General features: G+C 39.4%; 23 protein-coding genes. 21 read left to right on the top strand and 2 right to left on the bottom strand.

Annotated features, from left to right (window positions below; translation table 11 throughout):
- Positions 1-265: 265 nt before the first annotated feature.
- From AC58PV_RS00425 to AC58PV_RS00355, 15 genes are all read left to right on the top strand, one after another.
- Positions 266-616: a GNAT family N-acetyltransferase gene (locus AC58PV_RS00425; protein ID WP_497430320.1), complete on the top strand. Its 351-nt coding sequence runs from the start codon at positions 266-268 to the stop codon at positions 614-616.
- A gap of 163 nt (positions 617-779) precedes the next feature.
- Positions 780-1,280 carry a DinB family protein gene (locus AC58PV_RS00420; protein ID WP_497430319.1) on the top strand — a complete coding sequence of 167 codons (501 nt, stop codon included), beginning with the start codon at positions 780-782 and terminating at the stop codon, positions 1,278-1,280.
- Positions 1,281-1,489: 209 nt separating this feature from the next.
- Positions 1,490-1,888, top strand: coding sequence for an SMI1/KNR4 family protein (locus tag AC58PV_RS00415; RefSeq protein ID WP_497430318.1), 399 nt, complete (start codon positions 1,490-1,492; stop codon positions 1,886-1,888).
- Between the two features lie 162 nt (positions 1,889-2,050).
- On the top strand, positions 2,051-2,371 hold the full coding sequence (locus AC58PV_RS00410; RefSeq protein ID WP_497430317.1) for a hypothetical protein: 321 nt from the start codon (positions 2,051-2,053) through the stop codon (positions 2,369-2,371).
- A 106-nt stretch (positions 2,372-2,477) separates the two neighbouring features.
- Positions 2,478-2,759 (top strand): hypothetical protein, encoded by a 282-nt coding sequence (locus AC58PV_RS00405; protein ID WP_497430316.1) that lies wholly within the window; start codon positions 2,478-2,480, stop codon positions 2,757-2,759.
- Positions 2,760-2,939: 180 nt separating this feature from the next.
- Positions 2,940-3,518: a DUF3238 domain-containing protein gene (locus tag AC58PV_RS00400; RefSeq protein WP_497430315.1), complete on the top strand. Its 579-nt coding sequence runs from the start codon at positions 2,940-2,942 to the stop codon at positions 3,516-3,518.
- A 201-nt stretch (positions 3,519-3,719) separates the two neighbouring features.
- A complete protein-coding gene (locus AC58PV_RS00395; protein WP_497430314.1) occupies positions 3,720-4,604 on the top strand; it encodes a hypothetical protein in 885 nt (294 codons plus the stop codon).
- 107 nt (positions 4,605-4,711) lie between these two features.
- Entirely contained in the window at positions 4,712-5,245 is a 534-nt protein-coding gene (locus AC58PV_RS00390; RefSeq protein ID WP_497430313.1) for a hypothetical protein, read from the top strand.
- A gap of 104 nt (positions 5,246-5,349) precedes the next feature.
- A complete protein-coding gene (locus AC58PV_RS00385; RefSeq protein WP_497430312.1) occupies positions 5,350-5,532 on the top strand; it encodes a hypothetical protein in 183 nt (60 codons plus the stop codon).
- A gap of 318 nt (positions 5,533-5,850) precedes the next feature.
- Positions 5,851-6,294: a GNAT family N-acetyltransferase gene (locus AC58PV_RS00380; RefSeq protein WP_497430311.1), complete on the top strand. Its 444-nt coding sequence runs from the start codon at positions 5,851-5,853 to the stop codon at positions 6,292-6,294.
- Between the two features lie 264 nt (positions 6,295-6,558).
- On the top strand, positions 6,559-6,948 hold the full coding sequence (locus AC58PV_RS00375) for an HIT family protein (RefSeq protein WP_497430310.1): 390 nt from the start codon (positions 6,559-6,561) through the stop codon (positions 6,946-6,948).
- Between the two features lie 798 nt (positions 6,949-7,746).
- On the top strand, positions 7,747-7,893 hold the full coding sequence (locus tag AC58PV_RS00370; protein WP_497430309.1) for a hypothetical protein: 147 nt from the start codon (positions 7,747-7,749) through the stop codon (positions 7,891-7,893).
- Between the two features lie 610 nt (positions 7,894-8,503).
- The gene (locus AC58PV_RS00365; RefSeq protein WP_497430308.1) at positions 8,504-9,910 is read left to right on the top strand and encodes a hypothetical protein; all 1,407 of its coding nucleotides are present in this window, start codon (positions 8,504-8,506) and stop codon (positions 9,908-9,910) included.
- A gap of 5 nt (positions 9,911-9,915) precedes the next feature.
- Positions 9,916-10,071 carry a hypothetical protein gene (locus AC58PV_RS00360; RefSeq protein WP_497430307.1) on the top strand — a complete coding sequence of 52 codons (156 nt, stop codon included), beginning with the start codon at positions 9,916-9,918 and terminating at the stop codon, positions 10,069-10,071.
- 69 nt (positions 10,072-10,140) lie between these two features.
- Positions 10,141-10,683, top strand: coding sequence for an ATP-binding protein (locus AC58PV_RS00355; protein WP_497430306.1), 543 nt, complete (start codon positions 10,141-10,143; stop codon positions 10,681-10,683).
- Positions 10,684-11,341: 658 nt separating this feature from the next.
- Here AC58PV_RS00355 and AC58PV_RS00350 read toward each other — a convergent pair.
- Complete coding sequence (locus AC58PV_RS00350) at positions 11,342-12,691, bottom strand: MATE family efflux transporter (protein WP_497430305.1); 1,350 nt, start codon at positions 12,689-12,691, stop codon at positions 11,342-11,344.
- 333 nt (positions 12,692-13,024) lie between these two features.
- Positions 13,025-15,733, bottom strand: coding sequence for an MGH1-like glycoside hydrolase domain-containing protein (locus tag AC58PV_RS00345; protein ID WP_497430304.1), 2,709 nt, complete (start codon positions 15,731-15,733; stop codon positions 13,025-13,027).
- Between the two features lie 149 nt (positions 15,734-15,882).
- Between AC58PV_RS00345 and AC58PV_RS00340 the strand changes: the two genes are divergently transcribed.
- The 6 genes from AC58PV_RS00340 (at position 15,883) to AC58PV_RS00315 (ending at position 23,946) form a co-directional block, all read left to right on the top strand.
- Positions 15,883-16,776, top strand: coding sequence for an AraC family transcriptional regulator (locus AC58PV_RS00340; RefSeq protein WP_497430303.1), 894 nt, complete (start codon positions 15,883-15,885; stop codon positions 16,774-16,776).
- Between the two features lie 221 nt (positions 16,777-16,997).
- A complete protein-coding gene (locus tag AC58PV_RS00335) occupies positions 16,998-17,948 on the top strand; it encodes an ABC transporter permease (protein WP_497430302.1) in 951 nt (316 codons plus the stop codon).
- A gap of 17 nt (positions 17,949-17,965) precedes the next feature.
- On the top strand, positions 17,966-18,835 hold the full coding sequence (locus AC58PV_RS00330; RefSeq protein WP_497430922.1) for a carbohydrate ABC transporter permease: 870 nt from the start codon (positions 17,966-17,968) through the stop codon (positions 18,833-18,835).
- Positions 18,836-18,941: 106 nt separating this feature from the next.
- Entirely contained in the window at positions 18,942-20,531 is a 1,590-nt protein-coding gene (locus tag AC58PV_RS00325) for an extracellular solute-binding protein (protein WP_497430301.1), read from the top strand.
- Between the two features lie 164 nt (positions 20,532-20,695).
- Complete coding sequence (locus AC58PV_RS00320) at positions 20,696-22,132, top strand: response regulator transcription factor (RefSeq protein ID WP_497430300.1); 1,437 nt, start codon at positions 20,696-20,698, stop codon at positions 22,130-22,132.
- 212 nt (positions 22,133-22,344) lie between these two features.
- Complete coding sequence (locus AC58PV_RS00315) at positions 22,345-23,946, top strand: sensor histidine kinase (protein ID WP_497430299.1); 1,602 nt, start codon at positions 22,345-22,347, stop codon at positions 23,944-23,946.
- The last annotated feature ends 66 nt before the right edge of the window (positions 23,947-24,012 follow it).

Here is a 24,012-nt window from a genome sequence, read left to right as displayed (position 1 = left end):
GAGAAATCGACAGCCTTTTAAATAACTATTGAATATCTTTTTTGACAACACAATGGGAGGCTGCTGGCACGATCGGCAGCCTTTCGCTCACCTAAGGATACTTTTAAAAGGAGTTAAATTAGGATATGAGCATTGGAAATGACTTCTCGGGGAGATGGTTTAAGTGAATGAATTTATAATTACAAAAGTGCATCATCTAGATACCCATAAGCTTAATATGTTGGTTGATGAGAGCACGAGTGAAGGATTTCGTCACCTCAAATGATTGGTAACCGATTATGAAGCTGGAACAAATAAATTCGATTTAAACGGGGAAGCACTCTTTCTCGCCATTAGAAACGGCGATATTGTAGGAATTTGCGGATTAAATCAAGACCCGCATTCAGAAAACATAGAAATTGGTCGTGTTCGTCAAATGTACGTCTCGCCAAGTGTACGCCGATTTGGGATAGGGCGAATGCTATTGGACTCAGTTATTGCAGAAGCTAGAAATTACTTTCAAATGCTTGTGTTAAAGACTGATAATCCTGTTGCTGATTTGTTCTATCGCTCAATCGGGTTTTCGGTAAAAAATGATTCTGAAAATGACACCCACCATTTACTTCAGTTAGCGTGAAGCTAACGGCGAACTATAGTTCAGTATTATAAGGGCTGCCCAATGGCAGCCCTTTGCTCACCTAACGGGCAGAATTCATCAGTTACAATTAAAGGGATTGGACCAATGTGTATGGAAGAAATTCAATCATAAAGATAAAGATGTACAAGGAGATGTTTGCTAAATGGAAATTGATTTGTTGCTGATTGACTTTCTATTGAAGAAATATATTTCAGAGAAGAAAGGGATGCTTCAAGTAATAAAACAATTATCAGACGAAGATATTATGTGGGCACCCACACCTGAAAGTAATAGCGTTGCCAACTTAGTTGCTCATATATGGGGTACAGTTCATCAACGAATAGAAACTGTATTCTTTAATATTCCAGATACAAGAGACAGAGATAAGGAATTTCAACGTGACATACAAATGACAAAAGGTCAGGCTTTAGAGCTAATAACCAAGTCTTTTGACCGTATCATTGAGGTATTGGAAACGGTAAAAGCTACGCCAACAATATTACTTGAACAACCTTATCTGAATTTGCCACCATTAACGAATAGCGGTGTTGACAACCAAGCTACTGTACTCGAGATGATTCTGCATCAATTTAGACATTTGCCAGGTCACACAGGACAAATAGTGTACATTGCTAAAATGAGAAAAGGTAGACTACAGTGGTAATTTTGTTATGCCTGAATTTCGCTTAAGCCAAATCTTTTTCATTATTATTTAACTTAAAGCGATTAAGTTAACGGATAACGATAGCGCGGCAGTGGAACCAATCCATCGCTTGTTTTGTTTCTGTAAGATCCAATCAACTAAAGGGCAGATTAGTTTCAATAATGGTAATATTAGCTATCTTTATATCATTTACAAAAGGTGTGGGCATTTTGTATAAGAGCTTCTTGGAGAAATTTCAAATTAATGGACCTATCATGAAAAGTGATATTGTTGAAGTAGAAACACAATTTCAACTAAAATTTCCTCCTGATTATGTTGAATTTATGTTGGAGGCAAATGGTGGAGAAGGTACGGTTGGTGAGAGAAATTACTTAAGGTTGTGGAAAATAGAAGAGCTTATTCAAGACAACGAGGAATATGCTGTCCATGATTTTGCGCCCGGCTTAATATTAATCGGTTCTGACGGTGGCGGTACTGCCTATGGATATGATTTTAGAAATGAAATACCCAAGTTGGTTGAGGTTGATTTTATATGCTTGGATTTGGATTCCCCGTTTTACAGCACTTATAAATTCTCCGAATTTATTGAGTACATCTACAACTATTAGGAGTCAATAGAAACAAAGGGCTGGTTCATTCAACTAACGAAGGAACTATAGCTCATTAAAACTGCTGGATGATGTTGTCTTTGTGAAAGGCAACTTCATTTATTTAACAGGCAGAAATTGTCGTTCAGTTGTAAGCATAATTAAAAGAAACGGGAAGTAAATATGATTGCTTGGTTAAATCTTGGCAGCCTCGTGCTCGGAGCAATCGCGTGGATTCTTCCGGCTATTAATATATCTAAAAATAATAAGTATTCTAGGAATTGGTTTACACTTTCTATTTTGAGTATTAGTGCTTGTTCTATTTCGTTATTTTTCCAGATTTGCAGTTTCTATGAACGTGTAAAGGCTGAGGATTGGTCTGCTCTTATGGATACAGTAAGTGTCATCGCATCTGTTCCAGCAATTCTTCTTATTGGTACAATTATATTGAATGCAATTACATTCTATATTTATCGTGACAAGGCAGACTCGGTAAGTCGTTGAGCTAAAGGGACACTATAGTACAACATTCAGGGAGTAGATCGCCGTGTCGAGCATCTGCCCCCTTTTGCATTATACTAAATGGTAGTTAAAGAGGGAGTTCTCATGAATGAGATATGTTAAATGGAGCGTAGTGTCTTTATTTTTCTATTCAATATTAACATTGTTAGCTTGGATTATTGACGATTTAGGATGGAAAAGAGGAGTAACGGAAGGCAGTTATCAAATAATTGCGAATTTAATTTCAAATATCCAATTCTTTTTCAAACAACTTCTTGGTATGGATGATGTGATTAACTACAACTTTAGATTAATTCCATTTATATTGGGTGCTATGTTTTGGGTGATTTTGGTTTTATTAATCTGTCGAAAACTAAAAAAAAGTCTTTAACAAGCACTATCATTCGTTGATGCTTTCTTGTGCCCTTTATTCTGTTACGCTATCGGGACACTATAACTCAACTAATGGGCAGTGTAGTTACAAAAAAAGGAAAGTATTAATATCCAACGAATATTATAAATATCTTTTAAAAAAATTATAAGTTAGTAAGGGGAGTAAGGGGTTACTATTATGGTAGAATTAATCAAAATTAGAGGTAGTGTGTTTATCGGCGGTATGCTTTATCTACCACCAATTCAAGATTCTTCAGGCATGATTTATGAATATCAAGGGGATGCAAGGGAATTCACTCCGTATGCAGTAAACACAGGGCGTTGCCGTGTAGAGCAGGAGGTAGTTATTGACTTCGTAAAGCAACGAATTAATTCTTTCTCTGATACTGGTGTCACTGTCCTCAAAATGACAGCCCCAGACGGCTTAGTAGAATACAAACAAGGAAAAGCAGCTACAGACGGGATTCGAATTGAAGATGAAGTGTGGAGCGGGGATACGGTATCATTAACAATGCGAGCGAGCGTAAGCAATCCGCTTCGGTCTGATGCACCGACGGTAGACTACTCTCTGCAGATTAATGCGCATAAAGATGGTACCGTGCAGGTGAAGGGAAGTCATGATGGGTTCCCTTGTTACGAGTTCTATAAACAAGTGGATTTTGGAGATTTTCAACTTCTGCACGCACATGACTTTCGAAAGACGGGCGATACGCCAGCGGCAATGGCTGGGGATATGGAGTATCATTTTGAAGCATGAGAATCAGAATAAAAACTGGGGAAAATAATATGTCAGTCCCATATCATTTTCATGCGTTATTGAGCTTTATTTAATACACATTAATGAGAGGCTGCCGTTACGATCGGCAACCTTTTGCTCGCCTAACGGCAGAAGAATTTAATTACAACGTTTTATAAATAGGGTATAGTTGGAAGAAAAGGATAAAAAATAGGGGTCTGTATGCACAAATTTCAGATGATATTTTGTACGTTTCTTATAGTTGTAACTTTTACGGGATGCACCCAAAATAAAAATGTTAATCCGACATCAACAAAGGTACCGAGTCCCTCAATAGCTTCTAAAAACGATGAAGTTTCCCTTGCTTCTCCGATAGTTACAATACCGACGCCATCAACAACAACAACGGCAACACCATCTCCAACTCTAACCTCAAGTTTGAGTGAGCAGTCGAAGCGTGAGCAATCAAAGGAACAATATAGCATCTCACCTTCCCCATCGATTTCACCTTTACCTGAGATTCCATCTGGAGGAAATAAGGAATATTCGGGATTAGAATCTTTCAAAGAAATTTTACAAAATAAGAATACTTTTGTTAGCACAGATGACAAGAAAACAGTATACTTGAGTGATTTGTTAACTCAATATGGAGCTGCTTTTAAAGTTTCTCACTTTACAATACTTGACATGGATGATGACAAAATACCTGAAGTGGTTTTGGAGTTAGCACCAGACGAATATCCAATGTTTTATGAAGTCCTTCATTATATGAAAGGTTCAGTCTATGGATACACTCAAGTTTACAGAGGTTTAAGGGAACTTAAAACAGATGGGACGTTTAGTTGGGTAAATAGTGCATCGAACAATGGGTATGGGAAACTACGATTCAATTCAGATACTTCTGAAACAGATATATTGGGGTATCGAGATACAAACTTTGATGGTAATAGAAAATATACCGATACATACTTTATAAAGAATAAACCAGTTACTAAAGAATCATATAATTCTTACAGTAATGTAGAAGATAGAAAAAAAGGTGTGGTATGGTATGATTTTTCTCAAAAGAACATTGAAACAGAACTTTACGCTAACGTCGAACTATAGCTTAATACCGACTATAACCAGGCAGCCAACATCAACCGGCTGCCTTTTCCCCGTAACTAGTAAAACAATAAATTATTAACATAAAACCATCAGGAGGCAAACGTTATATGAGTGAATTTAGTGAAAGTTATCATTTAAAGACTTTGGATCAATCAAAAGTAGTGACACTTTTACGAGACTCTGAAATGACAGGGTATATTTTCGGTGAAAAAAATGGATGGATTTCCTTTGTTGTTGATCATAGAGGGAGACACACCAATGATATATTAAGTGAAAGTAATCCAAGTATATTAATTCATTATGTTTATTTTGAAGACCATATGTGGTCATTAAAAATCTATAATAAAGCTGAGCTCGTATTTGATTATAAAGCAGACTGGGCAGGAGAAGGTCTGGTAATAGAAAAAGATTTATTTAATCTCGAGTATTTAGAAAACTTGATTTTAGAGCAGGGAAATTTCATAGGTGATTTGGAACAAATTTTTGAATTTAGAGATAGCAAGATAAACTATGAAAACCCACCTTCATATCTAATTGCACAAAGAATTGGGTTAACTAATTATGAATGGGTGTCTTCAGATAGTTTAAGCGGATATAACGACGATCAACTAGAAGAGATGGAAATAATAATAATTGAATGACTAAATGACGTAAGGTTAGTGATTTCTGAGTTAACCGTTAATGTTGAAGTATCGGAGTTTACTTCAATACGAAACATTGTAACAGGTAAGATGAGGTGTGTTTGATGGAAATTCATTACCGCCAACTACTAGATATTACTCATGATGGAATCAGCTATATTGATAGTAATGAGCAAACACAAACAATAAGTTTTATAGAATGTAGGAAAAATTGGGTAGCTTTCTGTAATGAGATAGACGGGACAAAACGCACTTTCGAAAAATTCATTTTGCGTTGGTTGGCGTGATGCGTACAGTCAACCTATATATTTCGCATTTTTTACAGAACCAAAATTTAAAATAATTTTCCCACGTGATAAAAACTGGGTTTCAATATTTAGAAATGAAAAAAAGAAAATCAGGCGTGATTTCGTTAGAATACAATGGAAAATTATTGATTGTGGACATACCACTTATGATCTAGGCTAATCCTGTCATTGCTCTAACGCAGAACGATAGTTGAACGGCTGCCTCAAGGCAGCCTTTATTACGTTAGCGTGCAGGATTGCTTCATCAGTTGTCGAATTCCATTGCTCATGAAAACTTCATTTTGCGGGGGGCAGGGCATGGAAATAAAGATACGAGAAATTGAAACAAACGATTTTTCTAAAGTTATTTTCTTATGGAACGATGTACTTGGCGTTCGTACTGTTACGATTGAGAACTTCCGCGTTACGATAGAACAGATGAGCAAAGCGGGCAATTACAAAACGTTTGTAGCCGTAATTGAAAATCATATAGTTGGTTTCATATCTATCGTTCATGCATTAGCTGTAGGGTCTGAGAATGGTTATCTGCATATTACCGGTCTTGCTGTTCATAGTGATTATCAGCGTCATGGGGTAGGCACTAAACTGCTACGATTCACAGAAAACTATGCGAAAGACAGAGGAATAGCCAGCATTATTCTATGTACCGGGATGAAGCGAACCAAGGCCCATGCATTCTATGAGCATAATGGCTTTGACAAAGATTCATACTGCTTTGATAAAGTTATTAGTCTTGACTAATGAATAACCAATTTGCGTTCAAGCTTTTATTAAAGAAATGAAATTGAGATTCGGTGATTCTCCATATGAGGGCATCGCTGCTATGGCCAAGAAATTGCAAGCTGAGCAGAGAGAGAAGGACGTACGCTTGGCTACAAATATTATTGAAGGTGATTGAGGGATGTAGAACGATAGTTGAGTGAAAAAAGCTGCCGTCACAATCATTAAGAGCTTTACGTTGAAGAAAAGAAAATAAAAATCAGGATCAGCAGCATTTTCTGTGAGGTGTGGAGTTTGCTTAATTGTCCATATTGCAATATTTCCGATGATAACAGTCATGAAGTCATAATGAGCAATGAAATTTGCACTTATACTTTACTTGAAGAACAAGAGATTAAAGGGGCTGGTATAATTGTCCCTAAAGAACATAGGGAAACTGTTTTTGACTTAACTCAAGATGAATGGAATGAAACATTTCAGTTACTACAAGAAGTAAAACTGTATTTGGATCAAAATTACAAGCCAGATGGCTACAATGTTGGATGGAATTGTGGTCATGTGGGAGGACAACATATTTTTCATTCACATTTACATGTAATTCCTCGCTATACTGACGAATTAATGGCTGGAAAAGGTATTCGATATTTATTTAAAAAGAATCAGAAAATCGATTAAGCTATCGAAGGAACGTTAGATGAATAAAGGAATCGCGGCAGCCGGCTATAAATGATCGGCTGCCATTCCGCGTTATAGGCAGGATAGTTTCATTATGTTCGTTTTATCCCACCTAAAAGGTTTCCCCTTAGTGATAATATTAAGTTTAATTATTACTTATAATTTGCTAATTCGATGCCAAAGGGGCTTGTTTATTCATTGGTTATTTTGGTATAGGGTTTATGGTTTCTGCAACAAGAGTCGGAATGATGAAATTACGCTTTATTCTGATCAAGATCAAATAAAATTCTTAGGTTATTTTGAACTTACAACAGTGACAGGTCTAATTAATCTTTTAAAATACGATATGGATATTATTGGTGATGAAAAAGAATAGTGTAATGATATTGAAAGTATTAAATGTTGACGAAGATATCCATTTCCATTACGTATACCCAAGAGACTTAGAGGATGTTTCTCGTCAAGTCCCTCATTATGCTCCTACGAATATAGTTTGGTATAAACCAGTCTATATTGATATATGGTCGAGACGTTAAGCACATTAAGAAAAGCGTGAGAATAATTGCAAAAGAATTTTTGGGATTGAATATAGAAAATGTTGAAATCATAGATATTCCAACGATTGAGGAAACAAAATTATCGTACGAGCGAGATTATAGCCTTTCGTAAACGAAAATTTGATTGAGCTAAAGGGACACTATAGCTCAATAATAAACCAGCTTGCCGACATATTCCTTTGCCTGTCCAAGTATCGCAATGAACAATAACCAATTATGGTAATAAGGAAAATGAAAGGGGATGGAGATTATTTTTAGAGACGCACAACATGCCTGGAATCCTACTCCGGAAGAAATAAGAGCATGGGCATACAGTGATGAGAAGATTCCAGATCAAGATTGGGAGTTGGCTGTAAATAGTTTTGAAAATATACCGATGATCTGTTGATTTATTGACGACGAGAACTGCAATGAATATCACATTTCATTTTTTCTTAGCAGCCTCTACGTTTTCACAGGAGATATCGTTAAGTCAGGAGAAATTAAAGAAACAGCAAGGCTATCTGTGTTATTAGAAAAAATGGAAGTGACAGCTAAATCGGTTAAACTAAATGACTGGATCAAACGCTCTAAGCACCTTATTCAGCAACCAAAGACCTATGATTATGCCTACTGGGGGCTTTTTTCCAAGTACGTTTACTAAACTTACGGTGAACGTTAGTTGAACAAATACAGCGGCAGTCTAAAGCTTTATTTTTTAAGTCTTAGTCCGCCGCTGTTAGTCCAATGCTTTTTATTCTGAGCCTTAGTGATTGAGGAATCCTCATAGGATTAACAATTCCAGTCTACAACTTTATTTTCATCGGATACCGTTACCCACTGTTTCACGTACTATTCTAGTTTCGATCTTAGCAAATTTTCTTTAATAAATCTCTCGAATTATTGCGTGGGGAAATAATATCCGGAAAATAGAAATGACAATGAGGACAAAATTCCAATTCTTATATAGGCGAATATGATGCTTAAGTTTACTAACTAAGATTTTGGAGGTTATTTAAATGAATTTGTTTTATCAGTTTTTTTTAACTCCGTGGGGGAGTGCCAGTTATCCATCGGCTGAATCCGATATGGAAATGCTCACAGAATTTAATCATGTTCAACTTTCTAGAAACCATAAACCTCAATTGAGCACACATATCTTTCACGATATAAATCCATATATGTCTTATATTCCTTTAATACATGATCCATATCAACGCATTACTCCATATTTCCATTCTCCTCAACATTCAATATCTTCCTATACACCATACCATGCATATCTAGATGTCCCGTTTTTCCCATACGTACACATTCCTTCTCCAACTGTACCATTTAGTTTAGACCCAATTGAAGAGTATGGTAAAGTAAGGATAGGTACAAACCAGCAATTTAGAAGTTTTAAGGTTCCAAAAACTAACATCCCAACGCCAAACATCCCAACCCCAAACATCCCAATCCCAAACATACCAACCCCAAACATTCCAATACCACCGCAAAGTCCAGCGCCGATGCCAAAAATTTCAATGCCACCACAAAGTCCAGCGCCGACGCCAAATATCCCAACGCCACACATCCCAACGCCACACATTCCAACGCCACACATCCCAACGCCACACATTCCAACGCCACACATCCCAACGCCACACATTCCAACGCCACACATCCCAACGCCACACATCCCAACGCCACACATCCCAACGCCACACATCCCAATGCCACACATCCCAACGCCACACATCCCGACGCCAAATATCCCAACTCCAAATATCCCAACGCCACACATCCCGACGCCAAATATCCCAACGCCAAACACCCCTAAACCGGATATGAAAAGCTGGGAGGAAAAAGCGAAAGCCATGGGTGGGCATTGGGTGGAAGAAGGGACGGAGAAGTGGCATGAAATTACACAAGGTGTAAAATCCGCTGGTCAACAATTAAATGAAATTAAAAAGCATTTTAAGGCATGTATACCTCAGGAAAATTACAGATGTATGGAGTATCAACTCCTTAACAATATGCCAATTTTAGGTCATTCAACTTCGCAGGATGTTCTGCTAAGGATTTGTTATCCAAAAGATGTCGAGTTAGATGCAAAAAAAATAATCAAAGACTGGATAAAAAAATGTATTGACTTAGCATTAAAAGCAGCTGAAAAGGCTTTTATGGCAACAATAATACTCACTGCATGGGGAGCCTTTGCTGGATCGATAAGTGCAGCATTAACAAATGCAATAAATACCTTTATATCTAAAGTCGAAGAGTGCTTGTTAACACCACCAGATATTGAACTAGGTAATAATCTCAAAGTAATTAGTACTATATATATCAGAGATTACAGTTATTGGGCTCCTGTAGGTAATCCTTGCTATCTTTTATATTCTACGCCAGGATCACCGATGAAGCCGAATACATGGACGGAATAAATGTAATGACTGTTATAGTATTTGACAACAATACAAATAAGGCAGCCGAACTAACGGCGAACAATAGTAAAAACAGCAAAGGGCTGCTGAGTGCAGCCCTTCACCCCGTTAACTGGCAGGATATTTCAATTGTTTCACGAATAAATTCCGGGATTGAGTAAGTTATGAACTTTCTAAAGTTTCATCTTTTCTGAAAATATGACCTAAAACATGAAGGAGTGATTACTTATATGAACCGCCTAGTCATTATGACAGTTGGAAAAACGCATAGTGGAAAAACAACCTTTGCTAAAGAATTGGAAACTGTCTTACAACGAGCTGTTATCATTGATCAGGATAATCATGCTGAATTTATTAATAGTCATTATAAGAAACTTCGCCCTATAGAAGGACCTAACACGCTAAAATTCTCTATTACAAATGCGATAGTTGAGTATGCTGCAGTGCAAAGTAATTTTCACATCATATTAAGCAATTCAAATCTAAATAGGTCAGGACGAACGAATGTACTCAGATATTTTCATGAAAAGGGATTTGAAAGTATAATTGTTTACTTTAATTTATCTACTGAAATACTTAGAGCACGAGTGGAAGCTACGCAAAGAAGTAAATCTATTTTTAGAGTTGCTTCGAGTTTTCTAGAAGTGTTGGAAAGGCAAGAAAATTCGGTAGAAAAACCACCTAGTAAAGACGAAGCTAATTATCTATTTGAAATAAAAGATCCCAATAATATCTCAGAAATAATACAACAAATAAAAACAATCATTGGTTAACCGAAGAATTTAACTTTTCGGGATTCAACTAACGAGGAACGTTAGTTGAACAAATACAGCGGCAGTCTAAGACTTTATTTTTTAAGTCTTAGTCTGCCGCTGTTTCTTTTTATAGTCAGTCTAATACTCATTTTCGAAATCTGACGATGTTATATCCCCAAAACCCTGTTAGATCAAGTCTTTCAGTCTAGAAATTTATTTTCACTGGACACAAGGAGGATTATGGAAACAAAACAGCGAACAAAGAAGAAGTTGTAATTAATTGTATAAAAAGGGGTTTATGTGGAAAATGGATCAACACAAAAATTTGCTTTATGGCGTTTTGGCTGGTGTAATTCTCATATGTTTAAATAATTCGATCTCACTTCATACCATACAAAGTCTCTTTGATAGCCTACCGATCGCTTATATTACAGTTAGAGGCATACTCTATATTTTATCTTTTATTGGTATTCTAACAGTGGCTTATTGCTCAATTGAATTGATTATAGTGGTACATAAATTTAGAAAGCAAAGATAACCGTCACTTTATCCAGAAAAAAGAAATCGTAGCTGTTCTTGCGCCAACGCACAGTTTTTACTAAAAAGCAAACAAAACGAGACTGCCGTGTAAGTAACGGCAGCCTCATAAAGATTAATCGAGAGAGGAATGTCCTAACTAAGCCATTTCCTCCCTACTTACCAACACTTTCTTCTCCCATGCTCTGCTGCGCCAACGCAATAATAGTAGCAGCCCTCGGACTCCTTCGTCCATGATGAACACGCACCACATTCCTACCAATCCGTATCCCAGATGGACACCTACCCAATAAGTTAGCGGAACGCACAGCCCCAGCATGACACATGAGCCGATTAAGAGAATAAATCTCGCGTCACCCGTAGCGCGGAGAGCTTCTCCAATCACAATATTTAAACATCGGACAGGCTCTAAGAGGAAACCGTAGGTCAATAAAAAGGCACCTAATGCGATGATTTCGACGTTGTCCGTGAATAAGCCAATTAACGATTTTCTGAACAATACGGTTAACGTAACCGCGGCGAGTGAAAGAAATAAACTAAGTAGTAAACTACGGAATAATTGCCGATAGGCTTCTTCTTTTTCACCTGCACCAACCAATCGACCAATGATAATTTGTGTGCCGCGCCCAAGCGAAATGGCCAGTACCATGATGAATGTCATAATATTTTGCGTATAGATCCGTGTGGAAAGCATCTCTGCGCCTAGCTGTGTAATGAAATATGTCGTCATCAATTGACTGATCGAATAAATAAGCTGGCTCCCGGCAGTGGGAATACCGATGGTTAATATCTTTTTTATTTCTGCAAATCTCGCTTTGTAAAAGTCGCTAAAAGATAAGTTCAATCGAACGATCTTGGTTAAAATTAGGCTATAAATAACCAGTCCGAGCAATTGGCTGAATACGGCCGATATGGCGACACCAGGGACGCCGAGCTTTGGAAAACCGAATGGGCCAAAAATAAATAAAATGCTGCCTGTCAAATTGACAATGTTGATTCCCAAGCTAACCGCCATTGTGTATCTGGTATAACCGTGCACTTGCGTTATGGCGGCGATGGTCAGATTAATAGCTTGAATAAATAGGGCACTTCCAACGATGGATAAGAATATACGCGCTTGTTCCAAGGTTTCTGGTTCCAACCCGAAGGGCTGTAGCAGTTGTTTGCTGAAGCAAACAATACAAACGCTTATGAAGAAGCCGAATATGCAATTGAGCGAGATGGCGCCAGCGGCAAATTTTTTGACATCTTTGGTTTTATTGGCACCCAGATATTGCGAGATGACGATAGCTGAACCAGTTGATATGACTTGGAGTAACAAAAATAAAAAAATAATCAGTTGATTGCTAACGCCAACCGCGGCAACAGCTTGATCCGATACATGACTGACGATGAACGTATCAGAGGTTCGCATAAACACGAGAAGTGACGATTCAATAAATAAAGGCCATGTAATAGCAAACAAACCTAACTTCTTCGGATTGGTCATGGGGACGGAACTCCTTCAATACGCCTCGATATGGATCTCTTCTTTATTTTGGGGGAAAACGAAATCGTTTTCATTGCGAAATTTGTACAAATGAATGCTTAAATTGATGAAGTTCATTTATAAGCCCATGGAAGGGATTTGAAACGGTTTTGAAAGGAAAAGCAAACCGAAGATTCTGGAGATGTTCCACAAGGATGAGAGGAAGTCTCTAATTATAAAGGATAATCATAAGATTGAGCATTATTTTAGCGAAATCTTACCATGAGGTTTTTATGTGGAAAAAAAGATAAAACGGAGAACCTGTAACCAGATTCCCCGCATACCTGTCTATGATTATTCAATAGGTTGAATGGAGATCGCCGCACGAGGTGAGCAGTCAGTTATTATCAACGCTAATCCACCGCTAGTTTGATCCGAGATGTGTACATTACAATCCGTGCCAACAACCTTATACGCTATTCCTTCGGCGAGATTGACCAGCATGACAAATGCTTGTTCAGCTTCCCCGACATAGTGAAATTCTGCGTGGTATTCCGTGAATGCTTCATCGAAGTTTTGTTGCAGCATCCATACATTGAAGCCAGTTGTTACTTTGCCTAGCTGATAATAGGAAGCAAACCAGTTGATGACAGGGGCCGATAATCCGCCAAAATGATGCCATCCTGCGCCACGTCCTGTCTGTACGATAAAATGCTCGTAACAATTGTAGGTAGCCTCGGTCTCGCGTTTCCATAGTTCTAGCGCTGTATTGGCTATGCGGAAAGCATGGTCATGGAAGCCCAAGTCGAGCATGGTTTTCCAGAAAAACCACTGATGCGACATCCAAACCGCACCGTTCCAATAACCATCCGCGCGATAGTAAGGAGCGCTTTGGTCAACGGTTGATAAGCCAATGGATGTCCAGAAGCGGGATTCATTGAACAGTGATGTAACTAAACGGTCAGCACGTTCGCTATCGCAGACACCAGCAACCAGTGGGTAGAGCCCATCCATCCCCATGTTGTAATTGGCGCCAGAGGCATGATGCAGAAGGCCCACTGACTCGCCCTGCTCATTATGGACAACATAGCCGTAGTAACCGGCATTTTCATCCCAAGAATGGGCTTCCAATGCTTCGCTCCATAGCTGAATATCCTCCTCGTATTCTCGAATATCCCTATGCCATTCCTCAGACATGGCTGCGGCCATCTTCAATGTCTTGGCGATTCGAATCGCCTGGCTTGTTGTAATGATGGGAGCAACCGTAGCTCCCAAATGCTGTTCATGCACGTATTTCTGTGGTGGATAGTCGTCCCAACCTCCGGAATTATAGAAATAATCCCATGTTTTGAGTAGTCCTGTACGGAGTGTGTTGGTCGTTGTACTGCTGGTCTTTCCTGCGAAGAACAAGTAATATTGCCGCAAACGCGGGTAAAAATGTTGCAGAAAGTCAGCAGACTGTCCGTGATTCCACAACTCTTGGAACAGATAATGCTGCACAGGTACAGGGCTGCCGTGATGAATGAAAGCGGCTTGAGGGTCGCCAGGCTCCGTCATATACGCATTCAAGCAATCGATCGCTCGCCGAGTGTCGATATCGGAGAAGCCGAGTCCGATAAACCCGGAATCCCACGTATACAGCGAATCCCACCAACGGCCAGGCGTGCTGTGCCTTATATAGGTTCGTTTCGTATAAACGGGATACACGGTATTCGTTAGCAAGGTAGCACGCATGAGCTGCTGGCTGAACGCATAGCGATTCCCCGATGGGTAGGAAGGTGGTGGGTTTAACTTAGTTCGCTCAGCATGATAGATAGACTCGCACTTCTCATAATCTAATGTGAAGTTGGATAAAGAGCCCAGCACTTCTTCATAAGTACCTGAGTAAACCATGCCATAAAGGATCGTGGTTGAATCAGGATGTAGATGAATAGGACGCATAAAGACATTGGTGTAATGCCCTTTTCCATTACCTTGCAATATATCATCGACATGGTTATGCACGGTATGGCGGGCAAAGCGGTCCAACTCATCATGTCGAATTTGCCGAATCTGGACATCTGAATAATTCCATAGGAGGCCATAATAGCAGGGACTGTCAGGATATCGTAGTATAAGGCTTCCTGGAACAGGACCTGGTAGTATGTCAGGTTCAATCTGCCATGGACGATCGATGAAAGCGACATCTTGGCATGCGCTGCCCTCCAGTAACGTGAATCCGTCAATAATCATGGGACTTGAACCTACCGTGTTGTGCATGCTAAGCCTGATCTTGCCTGCAGAAAGGATCCCCACAGGAAGCTCTGCAACGATCAATGTGTTGGATGGCTCTAAGTGAAGTCGGTGTGTCTGCTCTCCTAGCCCAATTTCAAGCTCTCCGCCATGCGCTGCTTGATAGCGCAGAAGAAACACACCCTCTTGTAAGGGAGTCGGGACATGAACCTCATAGCGCAGCATGTCACCAATATCCCTTCCGAATTGGCATCCGATTGCAGATCCGCCGGTGTAATGCTGCCCACGAACCTCTCCACGAGCAAATCCGTCATAGACTAATCCATCGGATGGTCGCGGCTTTGCAAATGTCAATTCGCTGTAATCTAACGCATCCACCCACGATGCGCCATCTGGGAGCTGCGCATCTGCATAAACATGAACTTCACCATGACCTGGAAGCCGAGGCGGTTGCAGGGATGCCATCCAATGGAGCACAAGATTTTGCGAATGCTCCGTGTGATTAACAAGTTCCGCTCGGATAAGTCGGCTCTGCTCGTCAATGCGACTGAACGAAATATCGGCGTAGACACGATCTTTCCACTCCAATTCATGGCGGTGGGAGAAGAAGCTGTAATCTGGTGTAGCTTCCCATGGATGATAGCCAGATTCCCACAAAACACTTGGAATATCTATTTTTCTTCGATAGAACCCTGGCATGAAACTCAGGTCAAATCGTAATCCTCTCGCGGGATCACTAATATGGGAGATGCCCATATATTGTTTGGTGTAGGGTCCCCAAGCAGGAAGATTAAGGTCATGATTAGTGGTGAGGTTGTCATATTCGTACATGAAGTATCGCTCCTTTAACATCGGATCCTTTCTCTTTATTTTAAAGTAAGACAATGATAAAAGCCTCTTGATAGCGGGCTAATTTATCTTGAAAACGGACATTCGTGATATACTAGTAGGAGTTTCGCGAAAGAAAGGACTATCACCTAATGGCCATCAATTTGACCGCTTATGATAACGAACAAGTCGATTATGAAGATCCGAATTTTCGGATGAAAATTTGGACCATCAGTCACCCACCCCAAGCGAACATGCAATACGGTCCCTGGCATTACCATGAAGAAGTAGAGTGGATCACGGTGCTGGAGGGGATGATGATCATTGAGACGACACAGCAATCCTACACGCTGCAAGCTGGTGATGTGGTGATGTTAGGCTCGAATGAACTGCATCGGTCCCACAAATACGGGCATTCTCCTCTGATGTATATCGTTTGCCATGTCGATATGTCTGCGTTTATGGACCCATCGTTGCTGTCGTATCTCGCTGCTTTTACCGGGAGATCAGCTAATTTAACAGGGCTGAATGACGCGTTGAGGAAGTATCCATTAAGCATTCAACACATGCATGAACTCCTTCATGAGATGCTTCAAGACTTTACGGCTAAAGGGAGAGGCTACGAGCTTGCCGTTAATGCTAGTTTGAAGAGGCTCCTATACCTATTCATTCAAATTGACGATGAGCAAATGATTGAACCCATGGATCATCAACTAGCCCTGAAGTTGCGCCCAGCACTAGCCTATATTGAGGAGCAGTTGGAATCACCTTGCCAAATTACAGATATCAGCTCTAAGTTGAATTACAATAGCAGTTATTTTGCCAAGCTGTTTAAGAAGGGAATGGGGATGACGTTTACGTCCTATGTGCAGATGCGTAGAATGAAACGAGCAGAACAGCTTCTGTTGACAGAGACATGGTCAGTAACAGAAATAAGCGGTAGAGTGGGTTTTACAAGCCCTGCCCAGTTTTATCAATTGTTTAAAAGGCATTTCGGCTGCAGCCCGAGACAGTTCGTTGAACGAAGGAATATCCATAAAATGTAAAATATCGCCGTAGCATATAACAGCTCTCATCATCAACGTGGTGGGGGCTTTTTTGTCACTTCTTTGTATGCAAATTGTAAAAGTTAATTTATTACAAAAACAATTTAAATTAATACATTTTATTAAAAATCCACGCGCGTATAATTCTTTACATAAGTGATCCAAATTTGAAACGCAAATGCACTTGCGCAAACAACTTTGTAGTGGGAGGGATGATATAGTTGAAAGCGGTTTTAGGGAAGTATGGAGACAACATCCAGCTAAGAAAGAAGAACAGTATCGTACATTATTTAAAAAGAGATTTTCTACTATATGTGCTCTTACTGTTGCCCATGGCTTATTTACTCATTTTTAGATATGCGCCTATTTATGGTGTGCTGATGGCTTTTCAGGACTATAACATCTTTGAGGGAATTAGCGGTAGCGAGTGGGTTGGCTTGGATGTCTTCAAATTCATTTTCGAGCAAAATAGTTTCTACCGTGCGCTTAAGAATACGCTTGTTCTAAACTTTCTGGATCTGATCGCGGGTTTCCCAGCACCAATTATACTAGCCATTTTGTTAAACGAAATTCGGCATGTTAGGTTTAAAAAAGTAACCCAAACCATTCTATATTTACCACACTTTTTATCCTGGGTCATTATAGGTGGAATGGTCTACCTGATGTTTTCTTCAGGCGGGATGGCGAATAGTGTCTTATCTAGTATTGGCATTGGCAATATTGAGTTTCTTTCTCAGAAAACCAACTGGCTGATCATGTATCTGGCGATTGGGGTATGGCAAAGTGCAGGATGGGGGACCATCATCTACTTAGCATCCATCATTGGTATTAATAAAGAGTTATATGAGGCAGCAGATATGGATGGGTGCAGTAGACTTCGGAAAATATGGCATATTACATTGCCTGGCATCAAGCCGACCATTATTATTTTGCTGATTTTGCAAATTGGAAGAATGCTCTCCATTGGGTTCGATCGGCCATTTGTCATGGGGAATTCCTTGGTCAGTGAATACTCGGATGTTATTAGTACATTTGTCTATCGGATCGGGATTGGATCTGGGGATTTCTCGCAGGCAACCGCAGTTGGATTGTTTCAATCGGTTGTAGGATTAGTATTTTTATTAGCAGCTAATTATATAGCCAAGAAAATTGGTGAGCAGGGAATTTGGTAGGGAGTGTGAGCTAGTTGATTAGGAAGCAGAGAATAAATTTCGTTGATATAGGTATTATCGTATTCATTATTGCTGTAGCCATTACCTGTCTTGTTCCATTTCTATATATGATTGCGCTTTCTTTGAGTTCAAATAATGCGATTACTTCACAGAAGGTGACGTTATGGCCGGTAGAATTCACGCTGGAAACTTATAAAACGATCTTAAGTGACGTAGAGATGATCTATACGTTGGGGTATTCCATTGTGCTTACCATTGTATACACACTCGTTTGTATGTTTTTAACCATCTGTGCAGCGTATCCGCTTACAAAGAAAAGATTGAAGGGAAGAAGCTTTTTTCTATCCCTGTTGGTTATTACGATGTACTTTAGCGGTGGATTAATTCCAAGTTATTTGTTGGTGAAAAATTTAGGCATGATGAATTCCATTTGGAGCTTAATTCTGCCTGGTGCGATGAGTGTGTTCAACTTAATTATTCTCAAAACATTCTTCTCCTCACTCCCAGAAAGTTTGGAAGAATCGGCATCCATAGATGGCTGTAATGAATTAGGGATACTTTTCCGAATTGTTCTTCCACTTTCCTTGCCGTCTATCGCAACGTTAAGTCTCTTTTATGCGGTGGACAGATGGAACGGATTCCAGGATGCACTCTTTTATATAACCGATAAGAATTTGTATCCGATGCAATTAAAGCTGTATCAAATCATTACGGCCAATCAACAGTTAGATACCCAGCAAGGAGAAGGAAGTGTCGGTGCCTATATTGTGCCAGAATCATTAAAAGCTGCAAGCGTGATGTTCGCCACAGTGCCGATCTTGGTTGTATACCCGAAGCTACAGAAATATTTCGTTGAAGGTGTCATGACAGGAGCAATTAAGGGCTAAGAAATAAGGAACATGAAAGGTGGTGATTCTGTTACCGTTAGGCTAGGATTAGATCATGATGTGAACACGAATCGAAATGACTATGAGATAAAGGTGAGGTTGAACGATGAAAATAAAAAAAATGATGGTTATCTTGCCAGTTTTAACACTCCTAACGAGTGGATTAGCGGGATGCAGCAGCAATAAAAATGAAAGCCAAGCAACATCAGCGGCAACTACAACAGAAACGGCATCTGCGAAGCCTTCAGGACCACCCACTACACTTACCGTTGAAATATTTGACCGAGGTATTCAAGGCCAACCTGATCTCAACAATAATACGTGGACAAGGTACATCAATGATAATTTTGGTAAGCAAAATAATGCCATTGTTAAATTTGTTCCGGTTCCAAGGTCACAAGAAATTGATAAACTGAATGTATTGATGGCAGCTAATGAGGCACCTGATATTTCATTTACCTATGACAGCCCGACAATCTCGAGATATTCCAAAGTGAATGGTATCCTTCAATTAGATGATTTATTGGCTAAGCATGGTAAGGAATTAACGAATTATTTAGGTAAAACTGTACTTTCTTACGGACTATTTAATGGGAAACAGATGGCGATCCCTGCCAAAAGAACTTCGCTAGCATGGGGTGGCATGTTTATTAGAAAGGATTGGCTAGATAAACTAGGGATGCCGGTTCCGACTACAAAGGACGAATTATATAATACGTTGATTGCGTTTCGAGATAAAAATCCTGGTGGCGTGAATAGTGTTATTCCATGGGGATTGGCAGCAACAGGGTTTAACTATAACACTGGCAATCTTAGTGAATCTTACTGGGGAAAACAGACAGAAGAAGAATTCGTTACAGCTCCGAACTGGTTAAAACCAGGAAATAAGGATGCCCTAAAGTTTCTTAATAAGCTTTATAATGAGAAGTTAATCAGCCCTGATTTCGCATTAGATAAAACAGCCAAGCAAGCGGATGCCGATGTGACTAACGGTAAAGTCGGATTCTTCAGTGCAAACTGGGATTATCCATTACGTCAAAATATCAGTGTACCTTTGAAAACGAATGTGCCTGATGCAAACTTTATACCTGTTGATGTGTTCAAGAATTACGAGGGTAAATACAAGAAAATTGCGTACAATGAAAATGGCGTGAATGTGTTTATCCCTAAGAGTTCCAAAAATGCCGAGTTGGCGATTAAATATTTAAACTGGATGTCCGATCCTAAGGTATTATTCTTCTTGCAATACGGACTTGAAGGTGTCAATCATAAAATGGTTGATGGTATTCCACAAGTGATTAATCAAACAGGCGACAATATGCAAACCAGCTATCTGAACCTGGATCTTACCTTAGTTGTAAACGGTGTTGAGCTTGGTGATCAGCAGAAGAATATTAAAGCATTAGCTGCATCGGCTCCTGGCCTTGAAGCTGTTGCAGAACAGTCTTACAAAATCAATACGACAGATACGTACACAGGCTACTTCTATGATACGCCAAGTGAATCCAATATTAAATTTGGTAAAACACTTGGGGATATGAACAAACAAATGACGGATAAGTTAATCGTCTGTAAGCCTGCAGAATTCGACGCTTTGTACGACAAGTTGGTTGCCGAATATATGGCAGCAGGCGGGCAGGCAGTAATGGACGAGAATGTGAAAATCTACAAGGCTATGCAAGCAAATAAGAAGTAGTACATTCGTTTTATCGAGCTTTATCGCATACAAAGCCTATGGACATAACAACGTTATTTCCATAGGCTCTTATCATGAAATGCCAAGTAGCGAGCACTTGTTATCTTTCTAGCAAAGCGTTAAAATTCTGAGTACGATTAAATAAGCTGACACAGGGGGTACTTATGCATCGTGTAATTATTGTAGATGATGAACCTTGGGCAATAAAAGGCATCCGGAATGCATTTAACTGGCATAAATACGGGTTCGAAATTACGGGGCAATTTACAAGTGTTCATAAAGCGATTGCGTATATCCGTGAAGAGAGTCCTGATCTGGTGTTTACAGACATTAGAATGCCTGAGATTTCAGGTCTTGATCTGATGAAAAAGACTAAAGACATGGGATTGGATGTAGACTTTGTTGTTGTAAGCGGTTTCGCGGAGTTTGCTTATGCACAGGAGGCATTGCGATATGGAGCGCTGGATTATTGCCTCAAGCCACTGGATATCGAGATGGCAGATCCATTAATAGAAAAGCTGGCCGTGCACTTTGCTAATAAGCGAAGTGTTAGAAATAATCTTATTTTAGAGGCGCTAACCTCATCGGATAAAAGTGAATTGAATCGTTTAACCCAAGTTTTTAATGGGTCTTCGAGCGCTTATTATCGTGTAGTAATCACGCATGCCAATGGTGAGAAGAAGCATGACCATAACCGAGAGGCGTTCCCTATTAAACCTGCATTGGAAGTGGATTTGGGCTCAAGGAAGACGCTCTATATTCTCAAAAGTGACAATCCCACAGTTTTGGATGTTCATTTGGATACAACCGGTTTCAATGATTTAGATTTGCAAGCCGTGGGCATTAGCTCCATGTCCAATCAATATGATCATATGGCAAAACTGATGAAAGAAGCAGATATTGCCGCCTCAATCGTATTTATAAAAGAAGCGAATGGTATTTATGAGTATGAACAGAAGCTTAATTTGGTTAAGCCGTATATAGATGGGATTTCTACGATTATCCAAGAGAAAAAGTTTGAAGAGATGGATGACATCATGGAAAGGCTCATTGCTTTCTTTCATCAGAATCAGCTAGGGATGGGCGAAGTTGTTTATTTATGGAATCAGGTGGTCAGCAACTTGGTTGGCAGTTATTATGAAGAGCTGCAAGACATGGAGCTTGATTTCCTCAATTACTCGGAATTGAAGGAGCGGTTTGAATCCTTTGAGTCCTTATGCAGTTTCTTGCATGACATCTTGACTTACATCAAACAACTGAATTATCAGTCTGCGAATGAAGCGGATAGAAACACCTATTTTGCCCAAATGGTGAAATATATCGATAACAACTTTCAGAGCGAGTTGTATTTGAAGGATTTATCCGTGAAATTTTTAATTAATCAAGTCTATTGCTGTCAGCTGTTCAAAAAAAACCTGGGCAAAACCTTTACGGAATATGTCACTGATTTACGAATTAAGAAAGCTTGTGAACTTCTGAAACAGACCGAATTGTCCATTGATGAAATTGCAGCAAAAGTAGGCTACATGGATTATTATTATTTCAACAAAGTATTTAAGAAACAAAGTGGGATCACACCTACGAAATTCAGAAAGAGTTGAGGGTTGGGGTGGGGAATTTGCAGATTAGCAGGCTGAAACTAAAACATCAGATCTTACTGATATTTTTATTTTCGGTTACTATTTTTACAATAATGGAATTTTATTCCTATTATAGCTTCTATAATCTGACGCAGAACAGAGCTGCCAATTATGGCAATAAGATCATTGAACAAACAAGTCAGAAGATAAATTCCGTTTTTAATGATATAAAAGTGAGTACGAACATAGCTGTTGATAATAAAAAAGTACAAGAGTTTACGATTGTTGATGATGATTATAAGCGAAGTTTCGATATCGGTACGTATGTCATTGAACTGATGGAATATATGAGGTCCTTTAATTCCTATGTGAATGGCATTGTGATTAATGATAATTATGGGCGACGCGTTCATAGTAATGGGAACAATGATATTTTTTATTCCAATCAATACGAAGCGTTTATCCGTACATATAAATATAATTTGGAGTCTGTAAAAAAAGGGCAGTTTACAAGTCTCCTAAAAGACGAAAAAACAGGAAGTGAATATTTCTTTTACATAGCACCCATAGTTGAAGCGATTGGCGGGGTTCAATTTTCCGAGAAGACAGGCTATTGTTCCATCATGGTGAATACAGAAAAGTTGAAGGAGCTTGTTGAGAATACGGAATTAACTCCTAACTCTACGTTGTACATTTTAAACAGCCAAAATGAGGTTATCGTATCCAACAATGCTAATTTCCGCGGTATTTTGTTTGAGGATATCCTCCCTGTTGATCGGAGCCGTTTAACGAATGGCGTCACAACAAAGATTAATGACGAAGAAGTGATTGTCCAGGAAAAAGATTTGGAGCAGGCAGATGGCTGGCGTATAGTCAGTATTATCCCCGTGCAAGAGCTGACGACGGACATGCATGCCATTAAGAACATTAGTATCATAGCTGGAGTTGGAATCATAGTAAGTATGCTTATTCTGGGGTATTTTTTCTTGAATAACCTAACGCGGCCTGTTATGGGTCTGATTGCAGATATGAAGAAAATTGGCAAGCTTGATGTAGGCTTCAGAGTGAAAGTACGTTCAACCAATGAAGTCGGCGTGTTGGCTTATGATATTAATAGCATGATTGATAAAATGGAAGAGATGACTAGCAATATTTTCCACACACAAGCAAGGTTATATGAATCAGAACTCAGTAAAAAACAGGCAGAATTCTCTGCCTTACAAAGTCAAATCAATCCGCATTTCCTCTATAACACTTTAAATTGTATAAGCTCTATCGGACTTGAATATGGCAGCAAAGAAATAGCGCTGATTACGTCATCCATGTCTAAGATATTTCGATATAGCATTAAAAAAGACGAGCTTGTGATGATTAGTGAAGAAATTCAGTGTATTCAAGCGTATCTGAAAATTATCTCCATTCGCTATGAGAACAAGTTTGACATGGAAATAGATGTAGATGACAAGCTTATGGCCATGAAAACACCTAAAATGATCTTGCAACCCATCGTTGAAAATTCCGTCTACCACGGACTTGAAAGTATGGACGCTGGGGGACATCTTCGTGTGAGTGGTCATGTCGATGAGAATGGCGACGTCTGTTTCCAAATTTGGGATTCTGGAAAAGGGATAGAGAAAGATGAGCTCGACAAGATGAAAGCGAAACTGAATATGGCCTTTCCAGAACGCGTGGCAAACAGCTTTGTTGGCAACAGTATCGGGATTTCCAATATTAATAACAGGATTCAACTGCTGTTTGGGGAAGGTTATGGGGTTGGGATCGAGAGTGAGATTGGTTACGGGACAACGGTAATTGTTAAGATTCCGAGTTTGTGAGGGGAAGAAAAATAGTCCAACTAAGCGGCTATGAACTATTTTCCACTTTCTGGCGTCATTATGTTG

It is taken from the genome of Paenibacillus sp. J22FR83 (assembly GCF_059691955.1).
This window is presented reverse-complemented; position numbering and strand designations above follow the sequence as displayed.